General features: G+C 28.9%; 23 protein-coding genes. 9 read left to right on the plus strand and 14 right to left on the minus strand.

Annotated elements, in window-relative coordinates; genetic code table 11:
• Positions 1-3: 3 nt before the first annotated feature.
• The 10 genes from ACTTBI_RS06220 to hspQ all read right to left on the minus strand — a co-directional run bounded on the left by ACTTBI_RS06220 (position 4) and on the right by hspQ (position 7526).
• Positions 4-1167 (minus strand): pyridoxal phosphate-dependent aminotransferase, encoded by a 1164-nt coding sequence (locus ACTTBI_RS06220; protein ID WP_440653179.1) that lies wholly within the window; start codon positions 1165-1167, stop codon positions 4-6.
• A 73-nt stretch (positions 1168-1240) separates the two neighbouring features.
• The gene (locus tag ACTTBI_RS06225; protein WP_440653181.1) at positions 1241-2392 is read right to left on the minus strand and encodes an alpha-hydroxy acid oxidase; all 1152 of its coding nucleotides are present in this window, start codon (positions 2390-2392) and stop codon (positions 1241-1243) included.
• A 9-nt stretch (positions 2393-2401) separates the two neighbouring features.
• The gene (locus ACTTBI_RS06230) at positions 2402-2914 is read right to left on the minus strand and encodes an acyloxyacyl hydrolase (RefSeq protein ID WP_440613658.1); all 513 of its coding nucleotides are present in this window, start codon (positions 2912-2914) and stop codon (positions 2402-2404) included.
• Between the two features lie 6 nt (positions 2915-2920).
• Positions 2921-3280, minus strand: a complete 360-nt coding sequence (locus tag ACTTBI_RS06235; RefSeq protein WP_440619104.1) for a cytochrome c-type biogenesis protein — start codon at positions 3278-3280, stop codon at positions 2921-2923.
• Entirely contained in the window at positions 3277-3795 is a 519-nt protein-coding gene (locus ACTTBI_RS06240; RefSeq protein WP_440653183.1) for a DsbE family thiol:disulfide interchange protein, read from the minus strand. Before ACTTBI_RS06240 ends, ACTTBI_RS06235 begins: the two co-directional genes overlap by 4 nt.
• On the minus strand, positions 3792-5666 hold the full coding sequence (locus ACTTBI_RS06245) for a heme lyase CcmF/NrfE family subunit (RefSeq protein ID WP_440653184.1): 1875 nt from the start codon (positions 5664-5666) through the stop codon (positions 3792-3794). The genes ACTTBI_RS06240 and ACTTBI_RS06245 overlap by 4 nt, the downstream gene beginning before the upstream one ends.
• On the minus strand, positions 5667-6086 hold the full coding sequence (ccmE, locus tag ACTTBI_RS06250; RefSeq protein ID WP_440619107.1) for a cytochrome c maturation protein CcmE: 420 nt from the start codon (positions 6084-6086) through the stop codon (positions 5667-5669).
• Between the two features lie 10 nt (positions 6087-6096).
• Complete coding sequence (locus tag ACTTBI_RS06255) at positions 6097-6324, minus strand: heme exporter protein CcmD (protein ID WP_440619108.1); 228 nt, start codon at positions 6322-6324, stop codon at positions 6097-6099.
• Positions 6321-7028 (minus strand): heme ABC transporter permease CcmC, encoded by a 708-nt coding sequence (gene ccmC, locus ACTTBI_RS06260; RefSeq protein WP_428078967.1) that lies wholly within the window; start codon positions 7026-7028, stop codon positions 6321-6323. Before ccmC ends, ACTTBI_RS06255 begins: the two co-directional genes overlap by 4 nt.
• Before the next feature lie 177 nt (positions 7029-7205).
• Positions 7206-7526 carry a heat shock protein HspQ gene (gene hspQ / locus ACTTBI_RS06265; protein ID WP_262589942.1) on the minus strand — a complete coding sequence of 107 codons (321 nt, stop codon included), beginning with the start codon at positions 7524-7526 and terminating at the stop codon, positions 7206-7208.
• 87 nt (positions 7527-7613) lie between these two features.
• Here hspQ and ACTTBI_RS06270 point away from each other — a divergent pair, with 87 nt between their 5' ends.
• Positions 7614-8165 (plus strand): septation protein A, encoded by a 552-nt coding sequence (locus ACTTBI_RS06270; RefSeq protein ID WP_440653185.1) that lies wholly within the window; start codon positions 7614-7616, stop codon positions 8163-8165.
• Positions 8158-8502 carry a DUF2794 domain-containing protein gene (locus tag ACTTBI_RS06275; protein ID WP_440613652.1) on the plus strand — a complete coding sequence of 115 codons (345 nt, stop codon included), beginning with the start codon at positions 8158-8160 and terminating at the stop codon, positions 8500-8502. Before ACTTBI_RS06270 ends, ACTTBI_RS06275 begins: the two co-directional genes overlap by 8 nt.
• 1 nt (position 8503) lies before the next feature.
• Here ACTTBI_RS06275 and ACTTBI_RS06280 read toward each other — a convergent pair whose 3' ends face one another.
• Positions 8504-9265, minus strand: coding sequence for a Bax inhibitor-1/YccA family protein (locus ACTTBI_RS06280; protein ID WP_440619111.1), 762 nt, complete (start codon positions 9263-9265; stop codon positions 8504-8506).
• Positions 9266-9344: 79 nt separating this feature from the next.
• On the opposite strand from ACTTBI_RS06280, the gene ACTTBI_RS06285 reads away from it, so the two are divergent.
• The 7 genes from ACTTBI_RS06285 to ACTTBI_RS06315 are packed head-to-tail and all read left to right on the plus strand — an operon-like array spanning position 9345 to position 14731.
• Complete coding sequence (locus ACTTBI_RS06285; RefSeq protein ID WP_440619112.1) at positions 9345-10379, plus strand: aldo/keto reductase; 1035 nt, start codon at positions 9345-9347, stop codon at positions 10377-10379.
• Complete coding sequence (locus ACTTBI_RS06290; protein WP_440653187.1) at positions 10370-10879, plus strand: invasion associated locus B family protein; 510 nt, start codon at positions 10370-10372, stop codon at positions 10877-10879. Before ACTTBI_RS06285 ends, ACTTBI_RS06290 begins: the two co-directional genes overlap by 10 nt.
• A gap of 4 nt (positions 10880-10883) precedes the next feature.
• The gene (locus ACTTBI_RS06295; protein WP_440653188.1) at positions 10884-12071 is read left to right on the plus strand and encodes an argininosuccinate synthase; all 1188 of its coding nucleotides are present in this window, start codon (positions 10884-10886) and stop codon (positions 12069-12071) included.
• Positions 12072-12075: 4 nt separating this feature from the next.
• On the plus strand, positions 12076-12693 hold the full coding sequence (locus ACTTBI_RS06300; protein ID WP_440653189.1) for a DsbA family oxidoreductase: 618 nt from the start codon (positions 12076-12078) through the stop codon (positions 12691-12693).
• 53 nt (positions 12694-12746) lie between these two features.
• Positions 12747-13205, plus strand: coding sequence for a hypothetical protein (locus ACTTBI_RS06305; RefSeq protein ID WP_262589950.1), 459 nt, complete (start codon positions 12747-12749; stop codon positions 13203-13205).
• Positions 13205-13585 (plus strand): phosphate-starvation-inducible PsiE family protein, encoded by a 381-nt coding sequence (locus tag ACTTBI_RS06310; RefSeq protein WP_075504930.1) that lies wholly within the window; start codon positions 13205-13207, stop codon positions 13583-13585. Before ACTTBI_RS06305 ends, ACTTBI_RS06310 begins: the two co-directional genes overlap by 1 nt.
• 6 nt (positions 13586-13591) lie before the next feature.
• Positions 13592-14731: an FAD-binding domain-containing protein gene (locus ACTTBI_RS06315; protein ID WP_440653190.1), complete on the plus strand. Its 1140-nt coding sequence runs from the start codon at positions 13592-13594 to the stop codon at positions 14729-14731.
• Here ACTTBI_RS06315 and ACTTBI_RS06320 read toward each other — a convergent pair.
• Genes ACTTBI_RS06320 through ACTTBI_RS06330 form a run of 3 tightly spaced genes read right to left on the minus strand, consistent with a single transcriptional unit; the run spans position 14728 to position 15849 of the window.
• The gene (locus ACTTBI_RS06320) at positions 14728-14949 is read right to left on the minus strand and encodes a hypothetical protein (protein WP_440653191.1); all 222 of its coding nucleotides are present in this window, start codon (positions 14947-14949) and stop codon (positions 14728-14730) included. The two genes, ACTTBI_RS06315 and ACTTBI_RS06320, sit on opposite strands and share 4 nt — an antisense overlap.
• Positions 14942-15133 carry a hypothetical protein gene (locus ACTTBI_RS06325; RefSeq protein WP_262589953.1) on the minus strand — a complete coding sequence of 64 codons (192 nt, stop codon included), beginning with the start codon at positions 15131-15133 and terminating at the stop codon, positions 14942-14944. The genes ACTTBI_RS06320 and ACTTBI_RS06325 overlap by 8 nt, the downstream gene beginning before the upstream one ends.
• Entirely contained in the window at positions 15130-15849 is a 720-nt protein-coding gene (locus tag ACTTBI_RS06330; protein WP_440653193.1) for a type 1 glutamine amidotransferase, read from the minus strand. Before ACTTBI_RS06330 ends, ACTTBI_RS06325 begins: the two co-directional genes overlap by 4 nt.
• Positions 15850-15851 lie beyond the last annotated feature (2 nt).

A 15851-nucleotide genomic window follows, 5' to 3' on the forward strand; every position in this document is an offset into this window, starting at 1 on the left:
AGCTTAACCTAGCATTTTTTTGATATTTTCCAATGCGTTAGAAATGTTATCCTGAGATGCAGCAAAGCTAAATCTTACGTAATCTTTGCATGTTTTTCCAAATGCCGTGCCTGGGACAATAGCAACACCTGCTTCATGCATAGCTCTTTTACAAAACTCAGAACCATCCATTCCGGTACCTATAACTTTTGGAAATGCATAAAATGCTCCCCCTGGTAAACTGCATTCTACTCCGGGTAGACTATTCAGTCCTTCGTGAATTAATTTTCTTCTTTGTGTAAATTTTTCCATCATCAAGTCGATTGAATCATCTGGCCCATCAAGTGCTGCTATTCCTGCAAATTGAGCTGCAGCATTAACACAAGAAACACTATTGATTAGTAATTTATTAATATGTTCTATTAAATTTTGTGGCCAAAAACTCCAACCTAATCTCCAACCTGTCATTGAGTAAGCTTTACTCCAGCCTTCTAAAACAATTAGTCTTTCTCTTAACTCAGGATAGTTAAAGAATGTTGGCATTTCTTTATTGTCAAATATTTGTCTACTGTAAATTTCATCACTTAGGATAGTCACATGAGGATGTTTTTTTAAACCCTCTGCTAATTTATCAATTTCAGATTTCTCAACAAAACTTCCAGTTGGATTATTAGGATTAATTAAAATTAACAATCTAGTTTTTTCAGTTATTAAAGATAAAATTTTATCTGCACTAAATTTTAAATCTTTATCTTCTGTTAAATCATAAGGTACAGCAGTAGAGCCTGTATAATTAATCATAGACTCATAAATGGGAAAAGCTGGTGTTGGATGAATAATTTCAGCTCCAGGCTCACCAAAACATTGTATTGCATAATGCATTGTAGGTTTACCACCTGGCATTATGATAATTCTTTCTGGATCTACTTCAGCGTTATATCTTTTCTTGATCCATCTAGTAACCGCTTGTCTGCACTCTAAAATTCCATTTGAAAGAACATAGCCATGGTGACCATCATCTAAAGCTTTCTTTGCAGCTTCAACTACATGTTTAGGTGTTTTAAAATCTGGCTGACCCAACCCAAGATGTATCATTGGGTTTCCTTGTGCTTCTAATTTTTTAGCTTCTGCTAAAACTGAAAAAGCACTTTCTGTTCCAAGTCTATCAAGTGACGCTGCTAGTTTCATAATAAAGTTGGAAAATATACATAAATTAAGTTAATTGTCTATTAAGATAAAATTTGAATTTCCTTAATTTATCTTAATTTCTGTAGATTATTTTTGATTCATCAAGATCTTTTACAGATTTACAGCCCATCAAAATCATATTTCTTCTAATTTCTTTTTGCATGTTCTCTAGTAATCTTTCAACACCTTGTTGTCCTCCAGCGCCCAAACTAAAAAGAAATGCTTTTCCAAAACTACAAGCTGTTGCACCAGCTGCAAGAGCTTTTAAAACATGCGTTCCTCTTCTTACTCCACCATCTAGAATAATTTCTAACTTATCGCCTACTGCATCTGAAATTGCTTTAACTTGATCAAAAGGTGATCTCGATCCATCCAATTGTCTTCCGCCATGATTAGATATCATTATTGCTGTACAACCTATATCAATTGCTCTCTTTGCATCTTCAACAGACATCACACCTTTTAGTGCCATTGGTTTATTCCATTTTTTAATACAGTATTCTGCATCTTTCCAATTCATTGCTGGATCATATTGCTCATTTATATAATCCATTACTGATTTAGCTATGTTTGTTCCTTTGTCGGTTTTGTTTTTAATATTTGCTAACTCAAATTTTTTATTAGTAAAATATTTAAAAACCCAACCAGGTCTCATGGCAAAACTTAATAAACTATCTAATGTAAATTTAGGTGGAGTAGTAAAACCAGTTCTATGATCTCTTTCTCTATTTCCTGCAACTAATGTATCAACAGTAATGCACATACCGTCAAAATTTGCTCTGCTACATCTATCAATTAAATCATCAGTAATTGATTTATCCTTATGGATATAAAGTTGAAATAGTTTTGGACCGCTAGAAACATTCGCAACTTCTTCTATAGAGAATGATGCCATTGTTGACATGCTATAAATTGTATTAAATTTTTCTGCTGCTCTAGCAGAAGCTTTATCACCTTCTGGGTCATACAAACTTTGCATCGCTGTAGGAGACAAAAATAGAGGCATATCAATTTTTCTACCAAAAACTGTTGTAGATAAATCTGGCTCTCCAACACTGTTTAAAATATTAGGAACTAAATCACAGTCGTTAAACGAATCTGTATTTCTGTTTAAAGTTATTTCATCATCAGCACCTCCATCAATATAATGAAATATTGGTGCTGGTAATTTTTTCTTGGCTAATTTTCTAAAGTCATCAAAATTATAGCAATCATTTAAATTCATAAAAGTGTATTAGAAGCTTTTAAAGAAATTAAACATATAACTATTTGCCCCAGGATTTTTATCTCCTATACTTGCATTAGATATATGATTATATGAAAAACCAAATTGACTGCTCTCAGACATATCTAAAGAAATTTGTAACTCAGATTTAAATTCTAAAACGTGACCTAAGTCTTTTCCATCACCTTCGTGATATAATCCTGGAGTAAAACTTGGATTAAAATTTAAAGAACCTATTTTATATTGTGCTTCTACTCCTGTATAAACATAAGCCGCACTATCTGCAGTTATAAGAGCACCAGTAATAGGTGATAAATTTCCAAGAAAAGTATCTCTATTTAAGTTTTCATTTTGATGCTGAAAGCCAATTAATTCTGATTTTTTTCCATCGTCACTAAAATCAAACATCCCAGTATAAACGTTAAACTCAGTATTTAAATCTCTCTGTTTAATTTCCTCTGCATTTGATGAAATCGGAAACGCTAGAAATATAAGTAAAATCAGAATTTTTTTTAAATGCATTTTGGATTAATTTTTAAATTTTAGTTTTTTGAGGATTATTGCACCTCCAAGTAAAAATATCAATATTGGCAATAACCAAAGAATATAAGTATTTTTATTTAAACCAGGATCATACAAAATCCATTCTCCGTATTTTTCTTTAAAAAAATCATAAATTTGGTTTTCAGATAATCCTTCCTCAAGTTTTTTATCAACTAAAATTTTCATGCTATTTGCAAAATCTGAATCAGAATCATACACAGATTGACCCTGACAAATTAAACATCTTAAATTTTTCGTAATCTTATTTCTTTCAAGCTGATCACTAGCAAATGATATTTTTGGAATTAATAATAAAATAATTAAAGCAATTTTTAAAATTTTCATTTTATTATCGAGTTAATTTCGTTAATTAATTTTTCATTTAATGGTCCAATGTATTTTGCAACTATTTTATTTTTATGGATCAAAAAAGTTTCTGGCACACCATATGCCCCCCACTCTATTGAAATTGTACCATCTTCATCTAATAAAATTGTTTCGTAGGGATTTCCTAATTTTATTAGAAAATTTTGAGCATTATTAAAATTATCTTTATAATTTAATCCAATTAAAGTTACTTTATTGTTTTCACTTAATTTCATTAAATAAGAATGTTCTTGTCTACAGGGTACACACCACGAGGCCCATATGTTTAATAAATAAAATTTATTTGAATTAAATATTTCTGATGAATTAACATTTTCTTTAGTGTTAAACTTAATACTAGAAAAAATTGGTATATCTTTTTTTATTTCTGACTTGGGAGTATAAATATTTGTATTTTGCAAACCTTTATAAAATATTAAAAAAATAATTATAAAACTTATTATTACTATTGAAGGTATTAATTTATTTTTCATATTCTCTTTTTTAAAAAACTTAATATTCCACCAATACTTAATAATAATACTGATACCCATATCCAAAGCATAAAAGGTTTGTCTTGATATCTAACATTAAAATATTCCTGATTTTGCACTAAGTTTATGACAATAAATTTATCTTTCATTAAAGAAGTTTTAATATCAGCTTCGCTAGTTACTATATTTGGCTGATTGTAAATTCTTAACTCTGGAGACATTTTATTAATTTTTCCATCTGAAGAAATTATTTTAAAATTTGCTACCACTGAGTTGTAATTTTTTTCACTTCTCTGGTTTACATCTTCAAGTGTAATTTTAATTTTTGAGTTTTCATAACTCTGACCAATTTTAAGATTGGTTATTACTTCGCTAGAAAGCAAATTATTAAATAAAATACTTAAAATTAATAAGCTAAATCCAAAGTGAGCAATAGTTTGAGAAATGTTTTTATATTTTTTTGTAAAAAAATCCCTCACAGTAATAAAAAACAAATAAAATGCACTTGAGATTAAAATAGTGTTTACAAGTAAATTTTTATCAAAATTCTTAACAATCAAATAAGATATTAAAATTGATATAAATAATAAAAATATAAGAATTTTTTTACTCTCTAAGTTAGATTTAATCCATTTCAATTGAGGTCCAATCGCCATAGCGATTAAAAATGGAATTAAGAAAGGGATAATTAGTTTATGATAGAACGGTGGACCGACTGATATTTTTTCTGAAGAAATTACATCTAAAAAAATTGGATACACTGTACCAATTAAAACCACAGATAAAAAATACATCATGAACCAATTATTCAATATAATCGCACTTTCTTTACTTAACCAAAAAAGATTTATTGAATTTTTTTGACCCTCTTTATGAAAAAAGAAAAAAATAAATAAAGAAATAAAAATTAGAACAAATAAAAATATTAATATGAACAGACCTCTTTCAGGGTCGTTAGCGAAAGTATGAACTGAATTAAGGATACCTGATCTGACTAAGAAAGTTCCACACATACTAAGTGTAAATGTAGCAATAGATAAAATTATAACCCAAGAGGTTAAAATCGATTTTTTCTCTAAAACTAATATACAATGTAACAATGTGGTCAATGCTAACCAGGGCATAAGAGATACATTTTCAACTGGATCCCAAAACCAAAATCCTCCCCACCCAAGTTCATAATATGCCCAAATAGAACCTAGTAAAATTCCTAACGTTAAAAATATCCATGAAATTAAAGTCCATTTTTTTATATGAGCTGCCCAGCTTCCAGAAACCATTTTTAAAGTTGTTGCTGCTAATGCGGAAGAAAATATTATTGATGAACCAACATAGCCTAAATATAGAATAGGTGGATGAATTGCTAATGCAGGATCTTGCAATATTGGGTTTAAACCTAAACCTTCTTCAGGAATTGGGAATAAGTAATTAAATGGATTAGAAGTTTTTAATAAAAATATAAAAAAACCAATAATTATTATCTGCTGAAATATTGTTGTTAGAGTTTTATATTTTATTGATTGATTATTTGTTCTTAATAAAAAAATGAAAATGAATAATGTTAAAACCAACAACCACAATAACAAACTACCCTCATGGTTCCCCCAGGTTCCTGTAATTTTGTAAAACAAAGGTTTAGTAGTATGGGAATTACTAAATACAGTTTCGTTACTAAAATCTGAAACTACAAAAGATAAAACTAAACCAAAAAAACTAACAACAACAAAAAATAATTGTAAAAATGATAATGATAATATTTTAGTATCCAAAATTTCTGAATTTCTAAAATTTTGAATTGAAAAATAAATCAAAATTGAACCACTAATTAATCCTAAAATAAGTGCATAATATCCAACAACACTATAAATCAATTAATTTTCCTCCAATGCAGCTTTAACCTCGGGAGGCATATAATTTTCATCATGCTTTGCTAAAATTTTTGTTGCTGAAAAGAAATTTCTGTCTTTCAAAACACCTTCGGCCACAACTCCCTTTCCTTCTTCAAATAAATTTGGGACAGCACCTGAATAAGTAACATTAATCTCATTTTTAAAATCTGTAATAATAAAATTCACTTCATTAGAATTCATATTAATAGAATTTTTTTTAACCATTCCACCTACTCTAATTTTATTATTTGTAAGCTCAGTTAATGACTTAATCTCTGAAGGAGATTGAAAATAAACAACGTTTTCTTCTAAAGATTTTAGAACTAAAAAAACAGTTAATATTAAAATTAATAAAATAGTCGAAACAAATAGAAATCTTAACTTAACTTTTCGACCATACATCGATCAAAAATTAGTTGTTTGTTGCGTCAGCTAAAATTTCTTTATTTATTCTTTGTGATTTTGCAGAATTAGCTTGTTCAGTGTTAAGTGATCCAAATTTAGCAACAAATTTACTTTGTTCTTTAATAAATTGAACTTTTGTTACTAAATATAAACTTAGGAAACTTAATAAAGTAAAACCAAATGCAGATAACACGTATACTGCATATCCATTCATAAACAATAAGTCGTTAATCATAGTCTATCTAAACCTTTATTTTTAATTTTTATCAGTTCTGTATTATATTTCATTAAGAAAATTAACAACGAAAATAGAGCAAATGCCGCAGTCATTATTAATAAAGGATAAAGCATTGATGAATGAATTGAGCTTTTAGACAAGATATTTATTGAGGCAGGTTGGTGAAGTGTGTTCCACCAATCAACAGAGTACTTAATTATTGGCACATTGATAATTCCAAGAATGGTAATAAAGGTTGAGATTTTAAATACTTTTTCTTCATTTTCATAAATTCTCCAAGAGATTAGGTATAGAGCATAAAATAGAGCTAAAATTAACATCGAAGTAATCCTCGCATCCCAAGCCCACCATGTTCCCCAAGTTGGTTTCCCCCAAATAGAACCTGTTACCAAAGCAATTATGTTAAAAACAAAACCTGAAGGTGCTAAACTTTTGGATATTAAAAAAAAATTTTTGTTTTTAAAAATAAATCCTGAAATTGACAAAACAGTTATCGAAGAAAAAATTCCAAGAGAAATCCATGCAGCAGGAACATGAACATACATAATTCTAACAGCGTCACTCTGCTTGTAATCTTCTGGAGACAATATTAGTGCTTCAACTAATCCAACAGATAGAACAACAACAAATAAAAATAAAACATATTTTGGCGCCTTCGAAGTAATTTGAAAAATTTTATTTGGCTCTAAAAGTTTAAACATAACTCTAATTTAGGGATTTATTTTGAAAATACTATTGTGAAAAATTATCTGATCAAGAATGAAGAGGGGGAGATAATAAAGAAAGATTAACTTTTAACACTCTTGATCAGAATATGACTATTTTATAAAAAATTAGTGTGGCCTAGATTGGAAATAAATGTGTTTGAATAATGATAGCTAATTAGAAAGCTTGAAATAACTTGAGCCTTTTTTACCTGAAAAAATTTCTTCAATTAACGGATGTTTTATAGGCTCGTCTGAATCGTCCATCAAAAGATTTTGCTCTGAAACATAAGCTTCGTAAGTGATTTCGTCATTTTCGGCAAGTAGATGATAAAAAGGCTGATCTTTTCTTGGTCTAACATTTTTTGGAATAGACTGATACCATTCCTCTGAATTGTTAAACTCGAAATCTACATCATAAATAACACCCCTAAATTCGAAGTGCTTATGTTTAACAATATCTCCAATTGAGAATTTAGCTTTTTGGATTGCCATGTTAGTTAGTATGGGTATTTAAAAATAAAAATCAATGTAAAAAATATTAATGTTTTGTGATGTGGCAAATATGTTAATATCTTTTAAGTGAATAAATCTTTTTTAAAATTTGTTACTGATTTTGGACCACTAGCAATATTTTTTTTCTATTATTACAACAGTGGAAAAAATTTATCAGTAGCAATTCCTCCCTTAATAGTTGCAACTATTATTGCATTGGCTGTTGTTTGGTTTTTTGAAAAAAAAATTCCACCAATGCCTCTGTTAAGTGGAATTCTAATAACTTTTTTTGGAGGCCTCACTATCTACTTTAATGATCCAATATTTATTTATGTAAAACCAACAATAATAAATATCATGTTTGCTTTAGCTTTATATTTTGGAAAATACTTTACGAAAGAACCAGTGCTTAAAAAAGTTATGGGGAAATCAATACCTTTGTCAGATATCGGATGGGAAATTTTAAATCGAAGATGGATGTTTTTTTTCTTTGGTCTTGCATTTTTAAATGAATTTGTATGGAGAACACAAACTGAAGAATTTTGGGTTAATTTTAAAGTATGGGGAATGCTTCCAATAACAATAGTGTTTACTGGATTTCAGGTACCTTTAATAAATAAACATAAAATAGATGCGTAATAACTTAAGATTAGTAGTAAACAATCCACATAATAAAATAGAGGAAAAACAATTTTTTGAAAAAGATGAGCTTAAAATTATTTTAGATCTTTATGCAAAGATGGTTTCCGAAGGCTCTTGGAAAGATTATGGTCTCAACATATCAAGCAAACAAGTTAGCTTTAGTGTATTTAGGAATGCAGCAGAGAATGCGCTCTATAAAATTTGTAAAAATTTTAAGCCAAAAAATAAAAATTTAAAATACTTAATCACAGACACAAGCGGTAAGATTTTAAAAAATTCTTATGAGCTTAAGTCTTTACTTAAAAATACTAATTGGAAGAAACTTCAAAAATAAACTATCGTCTTTGACCAAAAAGTCTTAACAACATTATAAATAGATTAATAAAGTCTAGGTATAATGTTAAAGCACCCATGACAGCTTTTTTTCCAATGATTTCACCAGAGTCACTTGCAACATACATGTTTTTAATTTTTTGAGTATCATAGGCTGTTAAACCTACGAAAATTAAAACACCTAAAATTGAAATTACAAAGTACATCATTGAAGACTTCAAGAAAATATTAACGATTGATGCAATAATTATACCAATCAATCCCATCATTAAAAATGAGCCAAACTTAGTTAAATCTCTTTTTGTTGTATAACCATAAATACTCATCGCTCCAAAAGTTGCTGATGTTATGAAAAACACTCTAGTAACACTCAAGCCAGTATAAACTAATAAGATTGAAGACAATGAAAGACCCATTAAAGCTGCAAACACCCAAAATGTTGTTTGAGCTTTTGAAGCGCTCATCTTATTAATTCCAAAACTCATGTAAAAAACGATACCTAAAGGAGCCAGCATTACTAACCATTTAAGTCCTGACAAATAGATTGCATTCCCCATTTGTGTTAATCCAACAATTGCTCCTGATTGATCAGTCACGACTGACATCTTAAATGTCATTAATGCAATGATCCCTGTTAACAACACACCTGTTGCCATATAGTTGTAAACTTTTAACATGTAGGCTCTTAAGCCTTCATCCATTACAGCTGCAGTTTGTTGCGCTGCTTTTGCTCTGTTTAATATTCCGTTTTTATCAAATTCCATAATATGCTACATATAATAGTCTTTTAATAATTATTCAAGACACCTTAAAAGATTAATAAAAAGTTAACATAAAACATTAATGAATTACAAAAAATTGGGAAATACCGATCTTGATGTAAGTACAATTTGTCTCGGTACAATGACTTGGGGAGAACAAAATACTCAAGATGAAGCATTTGAACAAATGGACTTTGCTTTAGGCAATGGAGTAAATTTTTGGGACACAGCTGAATTGTATGCAGTTCCTCCTCGTAAAGAAACTTATGGGGACACTGAAGAAATAATTGGTAATTGGTTTGAAAAAACAAAAAAAAGAAATGAAGTTATTTTAGCTACGAAAGTTGCTGGTCCAGCAAGAGATTATTTAAGGAATGGAGAAAATAGTTTTACAGGTCCAAACTTAGAGTCGGCTTTGAACAATAGTCTCAAAAGACTTAAAACAGATTATATTGATTTATATCAACTTCATTGGCCAGAAAGAAATGTAAATAATTTTGGAAGACTTGGTTACGTTCATAAAGAAAATGATTGGAATAAATTTGAAGATGTTCTTGGGGAATTAGATAAATATATTAAAGCTGGGAAAATAAGATACGTTGGTCTTTCAAACGAAACTCCTTGGGGAGCGTTAAATTATTTGCAGCTTTCAAAAGATAAAAATTTACCAAGAATGATGTCTATTCAAAATCCATACAGCTTACTAAATAGATCTTATGAAGTGGGATTAGCCGAGGTTTCTATTAGAGAAAAAATTGGATGCCTTGCATATTCACCTCTAGCAAGTGGATACTTAACGGGAAAGTACAGAAATAAAAATTTTCCTAAAGGATCAAGAATGGAAAGAGACTTTGATTTTTGGACAAGATATAGAAAACCCAACACAGAGGCTGCTGTAGAACTTTATTTTAAAATCTGTGAAAAACACAATTTAAATATGACTCAAATGTCTATTAAATTCTGTGAAATTCAAGAATTTATGACAAGTGTAATTATAGGTGCAACTACAATGGAGCAGTTGAAATCAGATATAGAAAGTGTAAATGTAAATTTATCTAATGATGTCATTGAAGAAATCAATCAAGTTCAAACAATTTATCCAAACCCATGTCCTTAATTAAAAAAATAATAATTTTATCAACTATATTTATCTTAAGTTCAAATCATCTATTTGCTCAGGAAGTAAAAAAAATTGGTAAATATAAAGATTGGGAGGCAATGGTAGCATATGAACCTGATGGCAAAGTATGTTTTGCTCAATCAGTACCTGTACTTCAAGCACCAAAATCAGACAAAAGAGATGCAAAATTATTTGTAACTTTTAGACCAGAAGAAAGTATTTCAAATGAAGTAAGTGTTACTCCTGGATATGAATTTAATAACAAGAATTCTGTTATTGCAGCATCTGGAAAGAACAAATTTAAGTTTGATATAATGCAGCAAGGATTTGCATGGATTGCTGATAACAAAATTGAAGTAAAAATGATTAGTAGAATGAAGAAGGGATCAAGAATAATGATTACCGGTTACAATCAAAATGGATCCCAAACAATTGATCATTATTCTTTGCTTGGATTTACCAAAGCTTACAATGCATCAAAAAAAGCTTGCACATAATTAAATGAAATCAAAAAATAAAATTGTACTTGCCTACTCAGGCGGTTTAGATACATCCATAATTTTAAAATGGCTTCAAGAAAATTATAAAGCTGAAGTAATTTGTTATACTGCTGATGTTGGTCAAGAAATTGATAGAAAAAAAATTTTTAAGAATGCAAAAAAATTTGGTGTCAAAAATATTATTATCCAAGATTTAAAAGATGTTTTTGTAAAAGATTACGTTTATCCAATGATTAGAGGACATGCAATTTATGAAGGGGTGTATCTATTAGGTACTTCTATTGCTAGACCATTGATTGCCAAAGACCAAATAAGAGTTGCTAAAAAATTTAAAGCTAATGCAGTTTCACATGGCGCTACAGGAAAAGGAAACGACCAAGTAAGATTTGAATTAGGTTATCATTACTTTGGACCAAAAATAAAAATTATTGCTCCATGGAGAATTTGGAAATTAAGATCAAGAACTGATTTAATTAACTATGCAAAAAAACATGGGATACCAATACCAAAAGATAAAAAAGGTGCTCCACCTTTTTCAGTAGATGACAATTTATTTCATACATCAACGGAAGGGAAAGTATTAGAAAATCCAAAAAATTCTGCGCCAGAATTTATTTTCCAAAGAACAGTTTCTCCTGAGAGAGCTCCAAACAAGCCTTCATTTATTACTATCAATTTTAAAAATGGAGATCCCTTTGCAATTAATGGAAAAAAAATGTCTCCTTCAAAACTATTAGAAAAATTGAACAATATTGCTGGAAAAAATGGAATAGGAAGAGTCGATTTAGTTGAAAACAGATTTATTGGAATAAAGTCTCGAGGTGTATACGAAACACCAGGTGGAACTTTATTAATTCATGCGCATAGAGCAATCGAGTCCGTAACTTTAGATAAAGAAACAATGCATAAAAAAGATCAGATTATGCCAAGATATGCTGAACTTATTTATAATGGTTATTGGTATTCAAAAGAGAGATTCAAACTTCAAAAAATTGTAGATCTTAAAAGAAACAAAGTTAATGGCTCAGTAAAACTTAAACTTTATAAAGGAAATGTAATAATAGAGTCTCGAATTACAAATAGTTCTGCCTACTCTATGAAAAAAGTTTCTTTTGAAGAAAACAAAACATTTAATAAATCTAATGTTGAAAGATTTATTAATTTTCATAAGAAAAAACTTCGTTCATAAATAAATGGAAATAAATATATTCGCAGACACTATTTGTGGATGGTGTTACATAGGTCATAAAAATTTAAATACAGCGATTAAAAAATTTCCAAACATAAAATTTGAAATTAAACATATACCTTTTCAATTAAACCCAGATATGCCTCTAGAGGGAATAGCTCGTGATAAATATCTTGAGATAAAATTTGGTGGGAAAAAATTTGCAGAACCTATGTATGAAAATATGAAATTAAAAGCAAAAGAGTCTGGAATGAATTTTAATTTAGATAAAATAAAAAAAACTCCTAATACAGTTCTATCTCATTTGCTAATAATTTTGAGTGAAAAATTTAATATACAAAACCAGATAAAAGAAAAAATTTATCAATCATATTTTATTGATGGTCTCGACATAGGAGATATTTATGTTTTAACCAATATTGCAAAACAACATGATATTTCTGAAGAGATCTTTAAAAATTTTATCAATGATAAAAACATTGAGGATGTAAATTCAAAAATATTAATTGCTACAAAAAAAAATATAAGTGGTGTTCCGTTTTATGAGATAGGAAATGATTTTATATCAGGTGCTCAAAGTGTAACACAATTGGAAAATGCAATAAATTCAAACTTAAACTAAAATTAAGTCAATTTTTCCTTTGTTATAACTTTTTAAAACTATATGTTAAATACATGGACTCATTAAAAAACTGGATGAAAGATGCTGCAAACATTTTGTTTGATGATAGTAAAAATGATCTGAGAGCACTACCCAAAACAGTTAGACTTCAAATTCTTTTAGTTCTAAGTTTTATTTGGACTACGGTTTTCAGTTTATATGTATTCTCATACACAACATTTGCATTTGGTTGGGCAGGTCTTTATGTGGCGCATGTAGGATTAATTTTTGCTGTGTATATGACTTTTAAACAATTTCATAAAGCAGAGGAAAGATCTAGCAGTGTATTTGAAACTAAAAATTTTGACCCATTTAAGATTATGGTAATTGTTTTTGTGATAGTATTTATATTTGTTTTTTCAAAAGGTATTGAAGTATTAACTAGTCCTAATCCTAGTTCTTATTCAATTCCTTATGATGGGCCGTCAAAATCAGTTTTTGAAAAATGGCTTCCATTTAGTAAAGATAAATAATGGACAAGATAGCGAAAAACTTACAACTAGCTTTGATGGTTATTATCTTAATCAGCACAGTTATTGCAGTTGGAATTGAGATGAAAAATATGTTCTTAAATCAATCTGTAACATTAGCTGATCTACTATTAATGTTTCTTTATCTAGAGGTCCTAGCGATGGTTAGAGTTTTTTGGAACCAACAATCAATTAGTATTACCCTTCCACTGCTTATTGCGATTACTGCTCTTGCACGATTTATTATTTTACAAGGAAAAGAAATGGATCCTACTGCACTTGTTTATGAAGCGGTCGCGATTTTATTAATTGCTGGAGCAATTGTTGTCTTAAGATTGAGACATAGTGATAAATTGGGTCTCAAGAAAAAAAAATCAAAATAATTTAAAATGATGTTTGAAGCTTCAAGGGCTAAGGCCTTAAATCAATTAAATAATTTTATCGATAACGGTCTTGCAGAATACTCTAAATTAAGAAATTTTGATTTTGGTCCTGAAAAAAGAAATAACATATCTTGCTTATCTCCATACATAACACATGGAATTATTAACGAAAAAGAGGTCATCCAGAAAGCTCTAAGCAAATTTTCTTTTTCAAAAAATGAAAAATTTATTCAAGAAGTTTTATGGAGAACTTATTGGAAAGGTTGGTTAGAGCTAAGACCAAATGTTTGGACAGATTATCTTATTGAATTAAATCAAATAAAAAATGAATTTCAAAATAATAAAAATTACCTATCAGCAATTGAGGGAAAAACAGATATTGAATGCTTCAATGAGTGGGTTAAAGAACTAAAAGAAAACAATTATTTGCATAATCACACAAGAATGTGGTTTGCTAGCATTTGGATTTTTACCTTAGAACTACCTTGGCAACTAGGTGCAGAATTTTTCATGCAAAATCTTTATGATGGAGATGCTGCATCAAATACTCTAGGATGGAGATGGGTTGCGGGTATCCAAACTCAAGGCAAACACTATCTTGCTAGTGAATGGAATATTAAAAAATTCACGAACAATAGATTTCAAAACATAAAATTAAATGAAAATGCCCCTCCTAAGATCTCAGAAAAATCTTATCAAATAATAAAAAAAGATTTTACTAATCCACAAAATATTGAAGAAAAAAATCTTTTAATTTTTGATAATAATCTCTCATTTGAAATCACTGACTTTAAAGGAAAAAACTTTAAGAAAATTTACTTAGTTTCTAACAAAAATGAAAATAGATCTATAAAACTCAGTGAAAAATTAGTGAAATTTAAATCTCAGTTATTAGAAGACCAAGGACAAAGATTAAAAAATCAATCTATTGATTTTCAGTTAATTGATATAAGTGAAGTGACAAACATTGAAAATTGTTATGGTTTGTATCCTACAGTTGGTGAAAATTTAGACTTCTTAAACTCAAATAATTTAAAGGTAGATTATTTATACAGAAGCCTTGATCAGTTTGCTTGGCAATATTGTAATAAAGGATTTTTTAATTTTAAAAATTATATTCCCAAAATTGTTTCAACCTTGAGCTAAAACCATCGAACCATACCTATAATTCCAGCGGTAGCATAAAAAAATTGCAGTAAGAGAATTCCTTTGTGTCCACCTATGTAAGCCCAAATTCCGATTAAAATAGATGACAAAAGTAATAAGCAAAAACCAAAAAATTCTATACCTATGTTTAAAGCCACAAATAAAGAATATAATATTGCTGTAACAACCCCTGACCATTCAAAAATTTTATTATTCATAATTTTTATATATCTCTTCACGTTCACTTTTATTCATACCCTTTGTTTTTTCTAAAAATTCATTTCTTAACTCTCTTGTTTTAAAAATGTAAAAACAAACTGTATCTTTGCTGTGATAGATTGCTTTAAGTTCATCATCTATATCGTTTAGCTCATTAGGTATTTCTGTCTTTATGCAAATCATAGAAGTTTTTTAAAGTTATTATAAAGTATTGTAGAATAATTGTTCATGTCATTCATATTATCTTTTGCTGATTGATCAAATTTTTCTAAAGCATTATTACCAAGCTGATCTTCTAAAGCTTTCTTGTATTCAGGAACGCATCCCCATTCATTGACTGTTGTATCTTTTATTTCTATATGAAATTGAATTCCGTAAGCGTGGTTTTGATATTTAAATATTTGATACTTAGTAATCGGTGAGGAAGCCAATAAAGTTATATCATTATTTTTTTCAATTCCTTGGACCTCATAAGAATGCCATTGTAAACTTTTTATCTTATCAGGAAATTGTGAAAACAAATTATCGTTTTCTTTTTCTTTAGAAAAATCAATATCCATAATACCAATTTCTGCAGGATTTGATTTAACAACTTTACCACCTACTACCTCTCCTAATAATTGGCATCCCAAGCAAAAACCTAAATATGGTTTTCTCAAATCTACAACAAATTCTTTAATTCTTTTCTTTTCTTCAATTAACCATGGATATTCTTTTTCCATATAGGTATCCATTGGACCTCCCATACAAAACATTCCATCAAATTTGCTAAGATCCTCTGGTATTTTTTCACCTTCGTCTAACTCTATTGTGGTTAAATTAAATCCATCAGATAGCATTAAATCTTTAATGTAACCTGGATCCTCTATTCTAATGTGTTGTAGTACAATTATATTCACTA

The organism is Candidatus Pelagibacter sp. HIMB1542 (assembly GCF_052047835.1).
Lineage (GTDB): Bacteria > Pseudomonadota > Alphaproteobacteria > Pelagibacterales > Pelagibacteraceae > Pelagibacter.

Coding starts and splice junctions, on each gene's coding strand:
- ACTTBI_RS06225 (WP_440653181.1), bottom strand. CDS start 2,392: ATGAATTTAAATGATTGCTATAATTTTGATGACTTTAGAAAATTAGCC.
- hspQ (WP_262589942.1), bottom strand. CDS start 7,526: ATGGCAATCCAAAAAGCTAAATTCTCAATTGGAGATATTGTTAAACAT.
- ccmE (WP_440619107.1), bottom strand. CDS start 6,086: ATGTATGGTCGAAAAGTTAAGTTAAGATTTCTATTTGTTTCGACTATT.
- ACTTBI_RS06310 (WP_075504930.1), top strand. CDS start 13,205: ATGGACAAGATAGCGAAAAACTTACAACTAGCTTTGATGGTTATTATC.
- ACTTBI_RS06290 (WP_440653187.1), top strand. CDS start 10,370: ATGTCCTTAATTAAAAAAATAATAATTTTATCAACTATATTTATCTTA.
- ACTTBI_RS06295 (WP_440653188.1), top strand. CDS start 10,884: ATGAAATCAAAAAATAAAATTGTACTTGCCTACTCAGGCGGTTTAGAT.
- ACTTBI_RS06230 (WP_440613658.1), bottom strand. CDS start 2,914: ATGCATTTAAAAAAAATTCTGATTTTACTTATATTTCTAGCGTTTCCG.
- ACTTBI_RS06325 (WP_262589953.1), bottom strand. CDS start 15,133: ATGATTTGCATAAAGACAGAAATACCTAATGAGCTAAACGATATAGAT.
- ACTTBI_RS06220 (WP_440653179.1), bottom strand. CDS start 1,167: ATGAAACTAGCAGCGTCACTTGATAGACTTGGAACAGAAAGTGCTTTT.
- ACTTBI_RS06285 (WP_440619112.1), top strand. CDS start 9,345: ATGAATTACAAAAAATTGGGAAATACCGATCTTGATGTAAGTACAATT.
- ACTTBI_RS06235 (WP_440619104.1), bottom strand. CDS start 3,280: ATGAAAATTTTAAAAATTGCTTTAATTATTTTATTATTAATTCCAAAA.
- ACTTBI_RS06240 (WP_440653183.1), bottom strand. CDS start 3,795: ATGAAAAATAAATTAATACCTTCAATAGTAATAATAAGTTTTATAATT.
- ACTTBI_RS06315 (WP_440653190.1), top strand. CDS start 13,592: ATGATGTTTGAAGCTTCAAGGGCTAAGGCCTTAAATCAATTAAATAAT.
- ccmC (WP_428078967.1), bottom strand. CDS start 7,028: ATGTTTAAACTTTTAGAGCCAAATAAAATTTTTCAAATTACTTCGAAG.
- ACTTBI_RS06305 (WP_262589950.1), top strand. CDS start 12,747: ATGGACTCATTAAAAAACTGGATGAAAGATGCTGCAAACATTTTGTTT.
- ACTTBI_RS06320 (WP_440653191.1), bottom strand. CDS start 14,949: ATGAATAATAAAATTTTTGAATGGTCAGGGGTTGTTACAGCAATATTA.
- ACTTBI_RS06280 (WP_440619111.1), bottom strand. CDS start 9,265: ATGGAATTTGATAAAAACGGAATATTAAACAGAGCAAAAGCAGCGCAA.
- ACTTBI_RS06300 (WP_440653189.1), top strand. CDS start 12,076: ATGGAAATAAATATATTCGCAGACACTATTTGTGGATGGTGTTACATA.
- ACTTBI_RS06275 (WP_440613652.1), top strand. CDS start 8,158: ATGCGTAATAACTTAAGATTAGTAGTAAACAATCCACATAATAAAATA.
- ACTTBI_RS06255 (WP_440619108.1), bottom strand. CDS start 6,324: ATGATTAACGACTTATTGTTTATGAATGGATATGCAGTATACGTGTTA.